The following is a 13,453-nucleotide window of genomic DNA, read 5'->3' on the forward strand; positions in this document are numbered from 1 at the left end:
AGTGATTGAACATACAAGAGATCTGTGATACCATGTAAAGCACAAATATATATCCTATCAGTTCCGTCCTGCATCTGGGCAGGCAACGGGAGCTTCCGTCTACAGAAGCGGTAGGGTACTCTGGAGAGTCTCCATTTTGAGGAGCGCCGAAGGTGTAAGACAGATTCAAGTCCATGGTATCTGTTGATCTCTCAGGCAAAAGGACAGGGCATACATAAAAAGCAATGGGATAAGTCCCGTTGTATGCAAATGTTCTACTCTTTGGAGAGCTGGTATTTATCAGCTCTTATTTTATTGCCGCAAAACGGCAGCGCAATTAAAAACATAGAGGAGGATAACAAAAATGGACGCATTATTAGCATTGGTAACAAAAGGTAACGATTTTCTCTGGAGTTTTCTCCTGATCGTATTGTTATGCGGTACGGGTGTGTACTACACAATCAGGCTGAAATTTATTCAGGTTAGGAAATTCGGTGAGGGATGCAGGCAGGTATTCGGCCACATCAGGCTGAATGGAGAAAAGCATGAAAAGGGTGAGATGAGTCCGTTCCAGTCTATCGCAACGGCGATCGCAGCGCAGGTTGGTACCGGAAACCTGGCAGGTGCGGCAACAGCCCTGATCGGCGGCGGCCCGGGAGCGATTTTCTGGATGTGGGTCAGCGCTTTCTTCGGAATGGCTACCATTTATGCAGAGGCCGTGCTTGCGCAGACCTATAAAACAGAAGTAAACGGAGAGGTGACAGGAGGGCCAGTTTACTATATCAAGGCGGCCTTCAAGGGAACGTTCGGAAAGGTGCTTGCCACTTTATTCGCAATTTTTATCATTCTGGCTCTGGGATTTATGGGCAATATGGTTCAGTCCAACTCTATCGGGGCTGCGTTCGTGGAAGTGTTCCACGTATTTAACCTGAACATTCCTCCGGTAGCCGTAGGTATCGTGGTTGCAGCATTCGCAGCATTTATTTTCCTTGGAGGAACACAGAGACTGGCAGCGGTAGTTGAAAAGATTGTTCCGATTATGGCAGGTGTTTATATTGTGGGAAGCGTTATCCTGATTGCAATGAACTTTTCACAGATTCCGGAAGCATTCAGAGTGATTTTTGTGGGAGCTTTTGATCCTAAGGCAGTGCTCGGTGCTGGCGCAGGTATCGCAGTAAAAGAAGCGATCCGTTTCGGTGTGGCAAGAGGATTATTCTCCAACGAGGCCGGTATGGGTTCCACACCTCATGCCCATGCAAGAGCAAAAGCGGAAACACCTCATCAGCAGGGACTTTGTGCTATGATCAGTGTGTTTGTTGATACCTTCATTATCTTGAACCTGACCGTATTTTCCGTGCTTACAACAGGCGCAATGAGTTCCGGTAAGGACGGCACGGCTCTGACACAGGCTGCATTTATGGAGGGATTTGGTACATTCGGTATCATATTCGTGGCAGTCTGCCTGCTGTTCTTTGCATTCTCAACGATTCTGGGCTGGCATTTCTTTGGTCTTATTAATGCCAAGTACCTGTTCGGCAACAATGCCGCCAAGGTATATTCGGTGATTGTTGTTATTTGTATTATAATCGGTTCGACACTGAAACTGGAACTTGTATGGTCACTGGCAGACTTCTTTAACGGTCTTATGGTAATTCCGAATATTATGGCGCTGCTGGCGCTCAGCGGAGTTGTTATAAAGGCAGGACAGAAGCTGAAATAAAAAATTATAATACAGCCGTGGAAAGCAGCAGAAAATTCTGCCGTTATCCACGGCTGTTTCATAGCTCTATTTTAGGTTTGATACCCCGGTTTATTGCTTTTCCGTCACCATCATGAACCGGTTATGGGCGTCTTTCATACAGGCGATTAGCGGTTTTTGGGTCAGGGCAAAGTAACGTTCTTTAATCGTCCGTTCCAACTCCTCCAGATCTGTTTTGATGCTTTTGCCGATAAACATGGATGCTACAAAATTCCTTGTGACGGCAAGGATGGTATTGCATTCGACGTCCAGGATTTTTCCCGAATCTTTTTCAACTACGAGGCTGATGTAAAATTCTCCGTGGAGGGTATAAATGGCATCCTCACGGCTTGGTTTGGCCTGGCCTACTATCAGCAGAGTATCATTATTATACATGATTTTAATTCTCCTTCCGGTCTTTTTTCAATCGTACCGTCTTTATATGGTTTCAATTCTTTTCTCACCATGAGATTATATCAATACCACAACATTTTTTCCATAGAAAAAGAAGCGGAATTTGGATTGTTCTTCTGAAGCAGGGGAAGATTGCCGCCAATATGCGGTTTTGCCCACCTCTATCTCTTCTATTATAGAAAAAGGAGGTGCGGAATTGATCTGGCGGGAAATGGAATGATGTGTTAAAATGACGTTGTTAAAGTTGGGGAATGGGGGAGGCAGGAAGTTATGACGCTGAATCAGCTGAATTATTACGTGGAAATTGTCCGCCAGGGCAGTTTTACCAAAGCCGCAGAGAAACTCTTTGTAAGCCAGTCGACGCTTAGTAAGGCAATACGGGCTTTGGAAGAAGAGTTCCAGATGGAACTTATCAACCGGGGAGCCAAGGAGTTCCAGTTGACGGCACAGGGAGATGTTTTTTTAGAATATGCAGTCAGGATACTGGATTTTTATCATACCCAGACGCAGGAACTGTTTCAGCGTCTGCACAGTGCAAATGGAACGTTGAAACTGGGAATTCCGCCTACCGCCGGAGCTATCTATTTCTTTTCAATTCTATACAAATTCCGGGAAACCTACCCGGGAATTGACCTTAAAATAGAGGAGATCACGTCCAAGGCAGTACATGAGCTGGTAGCAGCGGGAAAACTTGACATGGGGATTGTGATAGAACCGTTTTCCGACGATAAATTTTACAAACGGCCCAGCTACACCTCAGAAGCGGTTCTGCTGGTTTCACGGAAGCATCCGCTTGCGGCAAAGCGCAGTGTTTCATTTTCGGCCCTCCGTGGTGAAAAGTTCCTTCTTGTAACACCGGATTACATGTTTCATGACGTTGTAATGGAAAAGTGCCGGGAGGCAGGATTCCAGCCGGATGTCACGTTTGAGAGTTACCAGTGGGAGCTGCTGTTTGAGATGGTTGCCGATAACCAGGGTATCTGCATATTACCGAAACCGCTGGTAGACAAGTTTAACAATACGCGGGTACATCAGGTTCATTTAAAAGATCCCGAGTTTCCCTGGACCCTTTCATTAATTTACCGCAAGGACAAATTCATCACGGTACCAATGCAGTGCTTTCTGGATTTGTGTTTTGGAACCTGATGAGGGAGAAAAGCAGAGTACATGGCAGTGTCATGATCCAAATGACAGTTCCATATGCTCTGCTTTTTTGCTGCCCGGGTATGGGGACACAGCGCATACCGTTTCCTGCTTTGGGGTATGAATTGAATTCATAGCCCATTAAAAAAGGCTATTTTCCATTTGAAAAACATCATGCTATAATCAAACCACAAAGCCGCAATGGCCATGCGGACAAGAGTGATAACAACAAAAAACAGCGCTGGAATTTATTGATAAGAGGGATTCAATCTGAAAAAAGTTACGTAAATGAGTTTCACTTAAAAGGAAAGGAATTGTGAATTATGGGGAATCAACAAACTAAAGTATCTTCTTCGAGGGCTGTTATAATTGAGTTCGTAATGTTTTTCACTTATGCGTTTTTTGCAGTAAACTGGATTGCGGGGAGTACGCTGACACCGCAGATTATGGAACATTTTAACCTGAAAACCTTTGCGTCAGCGACCTTTATTTCAAATGCGATTACGCTGGCAAAGATTATCGGAAATTTTATGGCGGCGGGTATTTTAAGCAGACTGTACCCGAAAAAGGCCATCGGCCTTGGTTCCGGGCTGATTGTACTGGGAAGTACCCTGGCAATATTCGCCCCGCAGTACTGGCTGTTCATTCTCGGCCGTTTCATCATGGGATTCGGAGGAGCATTGTATGTGGTATACTTCAGCCCTGTGGTGATTCATTATTTTGAGTCGAAGAAACGTCTCACAGTCAATGCGCTGAACGGCGCGGCGTACAATTTCGGCGGCATTGTTGCCATGTTAATTGTAGGGCCGGTTATTGCCTGGCTCAAAACCTGGCAGTACAGCATGGGATTTTTTGCAGTAGTCAGCGCCCTTCTCTGGGTTTTATGGCCGGTTATCGGCCAGGATTTTGAACTGAACCAGGGGACCGGGACAAAACAGGCGCCGTATACGATCGGCCAGGCCCTGAAAGAAAAAATCAACTGGATTCTGCCGTTTACCTATTCCGGTCTGCTTACTTTTTATATCGTAATGCTGAATATCTTCCCGATTTCCGGAACAACGGCAATCAGCAGCAAGGCCCTGAGTACGCTCGTGGCGGTGGGGGGGATCATCGGTTCCCTGCTTGCCATTGCAATGGGAAGAGTGTATTTTAAACGCCTTCCGGTGATTCGCATCTCCGGCCTTGCAATGACACTTTTCGGCGTCCTGATGTTCAGGACGGACAGCGGAGCCTTGTCGGCAGTGGCGGCACTTCTCATCGGACTGTTCATGTTCCTGCCGGTCAGCTCCCTGATGATGATTCCACAGGAACTTCCGGGAATGACACCGGCCAAACTGACAACGATTATGGGACTTTTCTGGGCCCTGTCTTACATTATTGAGACCGCCGCCTATTTTATCATCGGTTTCATTATCGACCGGTTTGGTTACGGAATGGGATTAAACTTTGCCCTGATTATGAGCGTCACATTTTTCCTGGGCTCCTTCCTTCTGCCGGAAACAGGAAAGGACGGCGCAAAGGAAACATCCGATGCAAAACTTAAATGCAGTTAAAGTTACCGCCCACAGCGGATATTATTAATAGAAGAGGAGAGTAAATATGAAATCATTCGAAGAGATCTACCGTGAAAAAGTGATGACAGCCGAAGAGGCCCTTGAACTGATAAAAGACGGAGACTATATGTTTTCCGCACAGGCTGCGGGAGAGCCGGCGGCAATCCTGTCCCATCTTCAGCACCTGAAAGAGACGGGAGTTAAAAATACCACAATCAATACCTGTCTTCCATTACAGTATTATGATGCATTTAAGGATTCGGAAATGCAGGGAGTGATGTCACATAACGGATGGTTTTTCAGCCCAGGACTGCGTGATGCACATAAAAAGAAACTGGTCAGCGCCATCCCCCAAAGTTCTACCTCGGTTCTGCGTAAAGTGCTGAGCCGACTGGAATATGAGAAACGCCGCCCGGTAGTCCTGGCAACCGTTTCTCCGATGGACAGCCACGGATATATGTCGCTTTCGGTAAGTGCAATCTATGAGCGGGATTTAATCAACAGCGGAGCGCTGACGATTCTGGAAGTGAACCCTAATTTCCCGCGCACCTTCGGGGATACGCAGGTCCATGTTTCCGAGGCGGACGCCCTTGTGGAATCTGACCGTCCTATTCCGGTGAGCAAGCTTGCGCCGTATACGGAAGTGGATGCAAAGATAGGAAAATATGTGGCTTCCCTGGTGGAGGACGGTTCCACAATTCAGCTTGGAATCGGTAATATTCCCAATGCCGTTGCCGCTGAACTGAAAAGCAAAAAGCATCTTGGAATTCATACCGAAATGTTCACGGAGACTATGGTCGACCTGATCGAGTGCGGAGCGGTGGATAATTCCTGCAAAGGTCTTTTAGACGGATATTCGGTCTGCTCCTTTACAATGGGAAGCAAGCGTCTCTATGATTATATTGACAATAACCCTGCCGTCCTGTTTAAGTCATGTACTTTTACGAATGATCCATACACAATCGGACGCAACAATAAATTCGTTTCAGTCAATGCGACTCTGGAGGTGGATCTCACCGGCCAGTGCGCCTCCGAGACAGTGGGTTATGATCAGTGGTCGGGCACCGGCGGCCAGTCTGAGACGGTGCAGGGCTCCCAGATGTCCAAGGGAGGCAAGTCCATTATTGCAATGCATTCCACATACAGGACAAAGGATGAGAACGGCGGTGAAACTCTGCACTCCAAGATCGTGCCCTTTCTGCACGAGGGAGCCGTCGTCACCACATCCAGAAACGATACGGATTATGTTGTGACCGAGTATGGAATCGCTTGGCTGCGCGGAAGAAATGTAGCGGAGAGGGCGGAGGCGTTAATCAACATTGCCCACCCTGATTTCCGTGACGGGCTGAGGGATAAAGCGAGAGAATATGGAATATGGTAACAGCCGGATTTTAAGTGGCGGTGATACGATACTGTGAATTGTATGATGCATCAGATGAGTAGAGATAGTAATAAACACGAGTAATAAAAACGCCCGATACCTGTTTTGCAGCAGATACCGGGCGCTTTGTCAATTATATGAGGTATGCAGAATCAGAAGATTTCGAAAAAAGGCTGTGAATCGTAACAATAAAAGTTACCATGCGATACCCTGAGCCATCATTGCATCCGCGACTTTCTGGAAGCCGACGATGTTGGCGCCTGCCACCAGATTATAGCCGAGGCCGTACCGCTTCGCGGCGTCAGCCGAGCCGTCATGAATTTCGATCATGATCTGATGCAGTTTTGAGTCAACTTCTTCGGCAGTCCACGAAAGCCTTTCACTGTTCTGGCTCATCTCAAGTCCGGAGACGAGCACGCCGCCGGCATTGACGGCCTTGGAAGGAGCGACCACCATGCCCGGTTGTTCCATCAGGAATTTAAGGGCCTCATTCGTAGTGGGCATATTGGCGACTTCAATGTAGTACTTAACACCGTTTGAAACAATTTTTTTCGCCTGTTCCAGATCAATATCATTCTGGGTAGCGCAGGGCATGATAATGTCGACTTTCTGTCCCCAGGGCTTCTCACCGGGGTAGAACTGCACACTGAATTTATCCGCATAATCCTGAACTTTGTTGCGTCCGGACGCCCTCATTTCCAGCATGTAACTGATTTTCTCATCGGTCACAATCCCGTCCGGATCATAGATATATCCGTCCGGTCCGGAGAGAGTAACCGCTTTGGCGCCTAATTCGGCCAGCTTCCTGGCGGCGCCCCATGCCACGTTGCCGAATCCGGCCAGGGCAACGGTCTTTCCGGCCAGCGTGTCGTTCTCATGCTTCATAACCGCTTCCACATAATAAACAGAACCGTAACCGGTAGCTTCCGGACGGATGAGGGAGCCGCCGAAGGATCTGCCTTTTCCGGTAAGGACGCCGTTCTTAAATCCTCCGACAATTTTACGGTACTGGCCGTACAGGTATCCGACTTCGCGGGCTCCGACGCCGAGGTCTCCGGCGGGAACGTCCACGTCAGGTCCGATATGGCGGTATAATTCAGTCATAAAGGCCTGGCAGAACCGCATAACTTCCCGGTCGCTTTTTCCGTTGGGATCAAAATCGCAGCCGCCCTTGGCGCCGCCCATCGGAAGCGTTGTCAGGCTGTCCTTGAACGTCTGCTCAAATCCGAGAAACTTCACAACCGAAAGATTGACTTCCGGTGAAAAACGAAGTCCGCCTTTATATGGCCCGATCGCCCCATTAAACTGTACTCTGTATCCCGTGTTTACATGGATTTTTCCGTTGTCATCCTCCCAGGGAACCCGGAATTCGATGATTCTTTCCGGAATGACCATCCTTTCCAGGAGCGCGTTATCTTCATATTCAGGATGTGCGTCAATCACAGGACTTAAAGAAGTGAGAACTTCTTCCACCGTCTGGACAAACTCCGGCTCATTCGCATTTTTTACTCTTACCTCATTCAGAACTTTTTCTATATATGCATTCATGGAAATACCTCCTCTAAAATTGATTGTTTTCGGAAAAATCAGTAGGCCTGATGGCAGTACATTTTTTCGAATTCTTCCCGGATAACCGGTGAAACCCACTCACTGGAGAACATCGGATGGGAAGTGGCGATTTTATAAACCTCCTGCCTGATTTCATCGAGTACGGCCGGATTGTCCTTGTTCTTAAGCCCCCTGCCCAGCATACGGCCGATATTGTACATTTCCTCTTCTTTGGCGCCTCTTGTGGTCATGGTTGGGGAACCGATTCTCAGACCGCTTCCAAGACTGGGCGGAAGTGTGTCGTAGGGAATCATATTCTTATTTGTGATAATGCCGAGACTGCAGAGAAGAGTCTCCGCCTCCTGCCCGTTGGCAATGACGGGAGTCACATCCAGCATGACCATGTGTGTATCCGTACCCCCGGTAATCAGCCGCATTCCCTCGTCTTTACAGCCACTTGCCAGTGCTTTTGCATTCAGGCAGACCTGTTTTGCATATTCTTTAAATTCGGGCTGAAGCAGTTCCTGGAAGAGGACTCCGCGTGCGGCTAGCATGTCGCCCTTTGGGCCGCCCTGAAGTCTTGGGAATACACCGCGGTCGATTTTCTGGCCCAGTTCTTTGCGGCAAAGGATAACGCCGCATCCGCGGGGCCCCCTGAGTGTTTTTTGGGTGGACATGGTGACAACATCGGCGTAGGGAACCGGGCTGGGAATGGCGCCGCCGGCAATCAGGCCGCAGTCGTGGGCACAGTCTACCCAGAAATAGGCTCCTACTTCATCGCAGATTTCCCGGAACGCTTTGTATTCGATGGTGCGCGGATAGGAAGACGCACCGGTTACAATGAGTTTTGGTTTGTTTTCAAGGGCCATCTGCCGAATCTGATCCATATCAATGCGCTCGGTCTCTTTATTTACGCCGTAATGAAGGGCGTTAAATTCCCGGCCGCTGTAGTGGAATTTGGCTCCGTGGCTTAAATGGCCTCCATTGTCGAGTTCAAGGGCAAGGAAGGTGTCACCTTTCTTTAATAAACCGGTGAGAACCGCCATGTTGGCAATGGTAGCGTTGCCCGACTGGATATTGGCGTGTTCCGCGCCAAAGACTTTTTTGACACGTTCAATAGCAAGAAGCTCGGCCTGGTCTGCCAGCTGGCAGCCGCCTACAAACCGTTTTCCCGGGTACCCTTCGGTGTTTTTGTTTGTGAATGCGGAACCTTCCAGGGCGGAAGCAAGTGGGGAAACAACGTTTTCTGAAGCAATAAGACCGATTGTTTCAAATTGGCGCTTTTCTTCGCGGTGAAGAAGGCCGGACATTTCAGGGTCAAAGACATCGAGTAATTTGACAGCATCCTGTTTTGTTGAGTTGGACATGAGAAAATCCCCTTTCATAGATAATTTATGGTTTATTTCGAACGCCTGCCGGCAATTCTACTCCTGTGAAATAAAAAAGGAAGAACAAACAGACATTGGTTGCAATGCCGGGTTTGTTCTTCCCTAAGATGATTAATCGGGGGTGACCGAATAATCTTTAAAAAAGATCGTATAATGAATGTTAAAACACTAAAGCTTAGCTTCCGGATACGCCATCAGATAACGGTTCTGCGCGTCCCTCAGAGCGACAAGGACCGCCTTTTGGGCCAGCGCCAGGAATCTTTTTTTGATGATTTCGCTGATGAGGGCGATGTCGGTGACAATGTTTTTCCCAACGAGAATTTCTCTTAAAAAGAGATTGGTGTCCTCCATAACCATGTTGGCGCTGGCATTGATAATCGTGTTCGTATGAATATCAATTACCATACTGAGGGAAAATGCGCCGTACATGGCGTTGATGGCATCTTCTTTTGATACCTTGGCAACGCCTGTGATAAATACTGAATCTTCCGGAAAAATTTTGACCATACCAGTTCTCCATTTCTTTCAAACGACGGAAAGCACGCTTCGCGGACTTTTCATTACCAATAACAAAAAGACGAGAGAACTACTCCATATTAATAGTTCTTTCGCCTAATTTATTTTAGTTCTGAGAGGATATCCCAAAACCAATATATTCGACTGACATCAGAATAAATGATCTTGAAAAAATAGTCAATCATAAAAACAACTAAAAATTAAGTAATAACTTTGTTTAATATTTCTATTGCCATCTTTTGAAAACTATGCTTTACTAATCTCAAAGTAAATGCTTCTGCGCAGAACATTAGCTTCAGACAATTGAAACCTTATATACACGTATATGGATGCAATGGATGCTCTCCCTATATGAACGTTTTTAAGGCTCAAAAGAATAGCATACATCTTAAGATGCATGCAGTTCTTTTGGGCCTTTTTGTATATAAGAATATTACAATATAACTTAAGTGAAATGAGAAGGGGAGGGGACAAAGATATGGAATTATCTTTAAATCTTTATCAGTCAATGGCATTGGCGGTTGCAGTGTTTTACCTTGGAAGCTTTTTAAAAACAAGAGTCAGGTTTTTTCAGAGGTATTGTATTCCGAGTCCTGTAATCGGCGGAATTATTTTTGCAGTATTAAGCCTGGTTTTCTATGAATTCGGAATTTTAAATCTTACGGTTGATACGACGCTTCAGAGTGTATTTATGAACCTGTTCTTTACAAGCGTTGGTTTTACCGCCGGTTTCAGCATGCTGAAAAAGGGAGGAAAAACTCTGGTAATCTTTATGGCGGCGGTTGCAGCTTTAATCACTATCCAGAATGTATGCGGAGCGGTGCTTTGTAAAGCATTTGGGCTGAATCCTCTTATGGGGCTGGCCCTTGGTTCCCTTCCGCTGACGGGCGGCCATGGAACGTCTTCCGCATTCGGTCCGCTGCTGGAGAATATGGGGGTTGAGAATGCGCTGACGGTGGCCGTAGCGGCGGCAACCTACGGTCTGATTGCAGGCAATGTGATCGGAAATCCGCTGGCAAGCCGGAGAATCAGGAAGCTTAACCTGAAAAGCCGCGGTTCCTCCGATGTTGCGCAGGAGGCTATGGATGAATTAAAGAAAAATACCGATGTTACTGAGAAACTTGATGTTGGGAAAGGGACACTTGGACTTGCACTGCTATTTACCGCTACGGGAATCGGAACTCTGATCAGTATGCTGTTTGAACTGGCGCATATTACACTGGCCTCCTATGTGGGCGCCATGTTGGTTGGCATTATTATCAGAAATGTCTGTGACAGAAGAGATGTAAAAATCCCGGTCCAGGAGATCAGTACAATCGGTTCCATTTCGCTTAATTTCTTTCTTGCACTTGCCATGATGGGAATGAAGCTGTACCAGCTTGCCGATTTGGCGATGCCGATGATCGTGATTCTTTTGGTTCAAACTGTGCTGACCGGATTATTTGTTTATTTTATTACCTTTAATCTCTGCGGCAGGGACTACGACGCGGCCGTTCTGTCGGCAGGACACTGCGGTTTTGGAATGGGAGCCACGCCGAATGCGATGGCCAATATGGATTCCCTGACACAGGTATACGGTCCGTCCGCAAAAGCCTATCTTATCATTCCGGTCTGCGGAGGATTTTTTACCGATATAATTAATTCACTGCTGATTACGGCATTTATGAATTTTCTGTAGCGAATGTCACGACACATTTTGCTGCAATACGTTTAATGAAGTACGCTTATATCAGTACACCTTTTATTTTTGTAGCCGATGACTCGTGCTATGCTGATTTAAAAGGGTAGAAATCATATTTTTGATTTCTACCCTTTTAAATTGAGTGAATTTCACCGTCGGCTGGCGGTGATTGGCTCACAAAGTTCATGTTCCATTATTTTTAAGGAGGTCAGAATTATGGATAATCGTCCGGTTGGTATTTTTGATTCAGGAGTGGGAGGGCTGTCGGCCGTAAAAGCAATGCTTAAGGCGGCGCCCAATGAGAGTATTATTTATTTTGGGGACACTGCACGCGTTCCTTATGGGAACAGAAGCAGAAATGAGATAACCTGCCTTTCGATGCAGGATGTGAACTTCCTTCGTATCTTTAATTTGAAAACGATTCTGATAGCATGCAATACCATAACGGCAAACTGTATTGATTCGCTCAGGGCGGCCAATCAGGATATTCCGATTATCGGCGTAGTGGAATCGGCGGCAAGTGCAGCCGCAGAAGCGACGAGAAATAAAAAAATCGGCGTGATTGCAACACAGGCAACGGTGGAAAGCGGAATTTACAAACAGAAACTCGAAGATGTGCTGCCGGGAGTTAAGGTATTTGAACAGAAATGCCCGAAGTTTGTCCCCTTAATCGAAAGCGGCCATATAAGTCCGGACGATCCGAAGCTGATCCCGGTGGTGGAAGAATACTGCAGGGGGCTGAAGGAGCAGATGGTCGATGTAGTAATACTCGGCTGTACCCATTACCCGCTGATCCAGGAAGCCGTCCGAAACTATATGGGCAGTGACGTAATCCTGATTGATTCCGGAGGGGAATCCGTCAAAGCAGTGCTGGAGGAACTCTCGGAAAACAACCAGAAAGCGGCTCCTCTTGTCAAGGGAAACGATAAGTATTTCTGCAGCGGTGACGTTGGAAAATTCGGTACCGTGGCAAATATGTTTTTACAGAAGAATATCCAGCCGTATGCATCGGAAATCAATATAGAAAGATTCTAAGTTTTGTTTAGAAGGAACTGAATAATTACAATTTTAAAACAGGAGGTAAATCCATGGCTGAAATATTGGATGGTAAGGAAGTGGCTGCCAGATTGACGGAAGAACTCATAATGAGGGCGGAAAATCTGAAAAGCAGGGGCGTAGTGCCAAAGTTAGCGATAGTGCGGGTAGGGGAGAGGGTCAGTGACGTCAAATACGAACAGAGCGCAGCAAAGAAGTGTGCGAAAATCGGGATTGAGGTGGAACTGTTCCATCTGGGCGGAGAGGCCTCGCAGGAAGAGGTGCTCAGAACAATAGAAACAGTGAACCGGGATGGTTCTATCCATGGCTGCCTGATATTCAGGCCGTTTCCCGAAGGATTCGACGATGCGCTGATACGTTCGAAGCTGGATCCGGACAAGGATGTGGACGGAATTACGAATGGTTCCCTGTCGGGTGTTTTTACCGGGACGAGGACCGGGTATACCCCCTGTACGGCAGACGCCTGCATGAGAATCCTGGAACATTACGGTTATGGCCTGGAAGGGAAAAACGTGGTTGTAATAGGGGCAAGCCTTGTTGTGGGCAGACCGCTTGGCCTGATGTTTCTGACCAGAGAGGCCACGGTTTCCCTCTGCCATATTAAAACACGGGACGTCAAACGTTATTGTGACAACGCCGATATCATCGTATCCGCCGTAGGCCACGCGGGGCTTGTCACAAGGGATATGGTGAAGCCGGGGCAGACCGTTATAGATGTAGGCATTAACGTAAACAAAGAAGGAAAACTGTGTGGTGACGTCGATTTTGACGGGGTCTCCAAAATCGTGGACGCAATTACTCCCGTGCCGAGAGGCGTCGGCTCCGTGACAACTTCCGTGCTGGCAATGCATACGATAGAGGCGGCAGAAGCGGCACGGGTTTAAAAGAAAATCGGCCGCTTTTTCCGTTTGGTTCAAAATCGCAGCCGCCCTTGGCGCCCCTTGTGGTCATGATAGGGGAACCGATTCTCAGACCGCTTTAAAGACTGGGCGGAAGTGTATCGTAGAGAACCATATTTTTAGCGAATAGGAAGACGCTCCGGTTACAATGACTTTT

General features: G+C 47.2%; 11 protein-coding genes and 1 riboswitch. Of the genes, 7 read left to right on the top strand and 4 right to left on the bottom strand.

Annotation, left to right across the window (positions count from 1 at the left end; all coding sequences use genetic code 11):
* Positions 1-110: 110 nt before the first annotated feature.
* A riboswitch (glycine riboswitch) is annotated at positions 111-217 on the top strand.
* Between the two features lie 126 nt (positions 218-343).
* Entirely contained in the window at positions 344-1,699 is a 1,356-nt protein-coding gene (locus tag EJL91_RS19290) for an alanine/glycine:cation symporter family protein (RefSeq protein WP_125143581.1), read from the top strand.
* Positions 1,700-1,789: 90 nt separating this feature from the next.
* On the opposite strand, the gene EJL91_RS19295 is transcribed toward EJL91_RS19290, so the two are convergent.
* Positions 1,790-2,113: a DUF3870 domain-containing protein gene (locus EJL91_RS19295; protein WP_125143582.1), complete on the bottom strand. Its 324-nt coding sequence runs from the start codon at positions 2,111-2,113 to the stop codon at positions 1,790-1,792.
* 288 nt (positions 2,114-2,401) lie between these two features.
* On the opposite strand from EJL91_RS19295, the gene EJL91_RS19300 reads away from it, so the two are divergent.
* From EJL91_RS19300 to EJL91_RS19310, 3 genes are all read left to right on the top strand, one after another.
* Positions 2,402-3,277 carry a LysR family transcriptional regulator gene (locus EJL91_RS19300; RefSeq protein ID WP_125143583.1) on the top strand — a complete coding sequence of 292 codons (876 nt, stop codon included), beginning with the start codon at positions 2,402-2,404 and terminating at the stop codon, positions 3,275-3,277.
* 320 nt (positions 3,278-3,597) lie between these two features.
* The gene (locus EJL91_RS19305; protein WP_125143584.1) at positions 3,598-4,827 is read left to right on the top strand and encodes an MFS transporter; all 1,230 of its coding nucleotides are present in this window, start codon (positions 3,598-3,600) and stop codon (positions 4,825-4,827) included.
* Between the two features lie 46 nt (positions 4,828-4,873).
* Positions 4,874-6,208: an acetyl-CoA hydrolase/transferase family protein gene (locus EJL91_RS19310; RefSeq protein ID WP_125143585.1), complete on the top strand. Its 1,335-nt coding sequence runs from the start codon at positions 4,874-4,876 to the stop codon at positions 6,206-6,208.
* A 195-nt stretch (positions 6,209-6,403) separates the two neighbouring features.
* Here EJL91_RS19310 and gdhA read toward each other — a convergent pair whose 3' ends face one another.
* The 3 genes from gdhA to EJL91_RS19325 all read right to left on the bottom strand — a co-directional run bounded on the left by gdhA (position 6,404) and on the right by EJL91_RS19325 (position 9,651).
* Positions 6,404-7,756: an NADP-specific glutamate dehydrogenase gene (gene gdhA / locus EJL91_RS19315; RefSeq protein WP_125143586.1), complete on the bottom strand. Its 1,353-nt coding sequence runs from the start codon at positions 7,754-7,756 to the stop codon at positions 6,404-6,406.
* A 38-nt stretch (positions 7,757-7,794) separates the two neighbouring features.
* Positions 7,795-9,123: a serine hydroxymethyltransferase gene (locus EJL91_RS19320; protein WP_125143587.1), complete on the bottom strand. Its 1,329-nt coding sequence runs from the start codon at positions 9,121-9,123 to the stop codon at positions 7,795-7,797.
* Positions 9,124-9,312: 189 nt separating this feature from the next.
* Entirely contained in the window at positions 9,313-9,651 is a 339-nt protein-coding gene (locus tag EJL91_RS19325) for a DUF3870 domain-containing protein (protein WP_125143588.1), read from the bottom strand.
* 487 nt (positions 9,652-10,138) lie between these two features.
* Here EJL91_RS19325 and gltS point away from each other — a divergent pair, with 487 nt between their 5' ends.
* From gltS to EJL91_RS19340, 3 genes are all read left to right on the top strand, one after another.
* Complete coding sequence (gltS, locus tag EJL91_RS19330; RefSeq protein ID WP_125143589.1) at positions 10,139-11,338, top strand: sodium/glutamate symporter; 1,200 nt, start codon at positions 10,139-10,141, stop codon at positions 11,336-11,338.
* A gap of 219 nt (positions 11,339-11,557) precedes the next feature.
* Positions 11,558-12,376, top strand: coding sequence for a glutamate racemase (murI, locus tag EJL91_RS19335; RefSeq protein ID WP_125143590.1), 819 nt, complete (start codon positions 11,558-11,560; stop codon positions 12,374-12,376).
* Positions 12,377-12,429: 53 nt separating this feature from the next.
* Positions 12,430-13,281, top strand: a complete 852-nt coding sequence (locus EJL91_RS19340) for a bifunctional 5,10-methylenetetrahydrofolate dehydrogenase/5,10-methenyltetrahydrofolate cyclohydrolase (protein WP_125143591.1) — start codon at positions 12,430-12,432, stop codon at positions 13,279-13,281.
* Positions 13,282-13,453: the final 172 nt, after the last annotated feature.

Origin of the sequence: Clostridium transplantifaecale, assembly GCF_900626075.1 — a bacterium.
In the GTDB taxonomy this organism is placed as follows: Bacteria; Bacillota; Clostridia; order Lachnospirales; family Lachnospiraceae; genus Otoolea; species Otoolea transplantifaecalis.

Bases quoted from the DNA above. Each gene is read 5' to 3' on its own strand.
- EJL91_RS19290 (WP_125143581.1), top strand. From the start codon at position 344: ATGGACGCATTATTAGCATTGGTAACAAAAGGTAACGATTTTCTCTGG.
- EJL91_RS19295 (WP_125143582.1), bottom strand. From the start codon at position 2,113: ATGTATAATAATGATACTCTGCTGATAGTAGGCCAGGCCAAACCAAGC.
- EJL91_RS19300 (WP_125143583.1), top strand. From the start codon at position 2,402: ATGACGCTGAATCAGCTGAATTATTACGTGGAAATTGTCCGCCAGGGC.
- EJL91_RS19305 (WP_125143584.1), top strand. From the start codon at position 3,598: ATGGGGAATCAACAAACTAAAGTATCTTCTTCGAGGGCTGTTATAATT.
- EJL91_RS19310 (WP_125143585.1), top strand. From the start codon at position 4,874: ATGAAATCATTCGAAGAGATCTACCGTGAAAAAGTGATGACAGCCGAA.
- gdhA (WP_125143586.1), bottom strand. From the start codon at position 7,756: ATGAATGCATATATAGAAAAAGTTCTGAATGAGGTAAGAGTAAAAAAT.
- EJL91_RS19320 (WP_125143587.1), bottom strand. From the start codon at position 9,123: ATGTCCAACTCAACAAAACAGGATGCTGTCAAATTACTCGATGTCTTT.
- EJL91_RS19325 (WP_125143588.1), bottom strand. From the start codon at position 9,651: ATGGTCAAAATTTTTCCGGAAGATTCAGTATTTATCACAGGCGTTGCC.
- gltS (WP_125143589.1), top strand. From the start codon at position 10,139: ATGGAATTATCTTTAAATCTTTATCAGTCAATGGCATTGGCGGTTGCA.
- murI (WP_125143590.1), top strand. From the start codon at position 11,558: ATGGATAATCGTCCGGTTGGTATTTTTGATTCAGGAGTGGGAGGGCTG.
- EJL91_RS19340 (WP_125143591.1), top strand. From the start codon at position 12,430: ATGGCTGAAATATTGGATGGTAAGGAAGTGGCTGCCAGATTGACGGAA.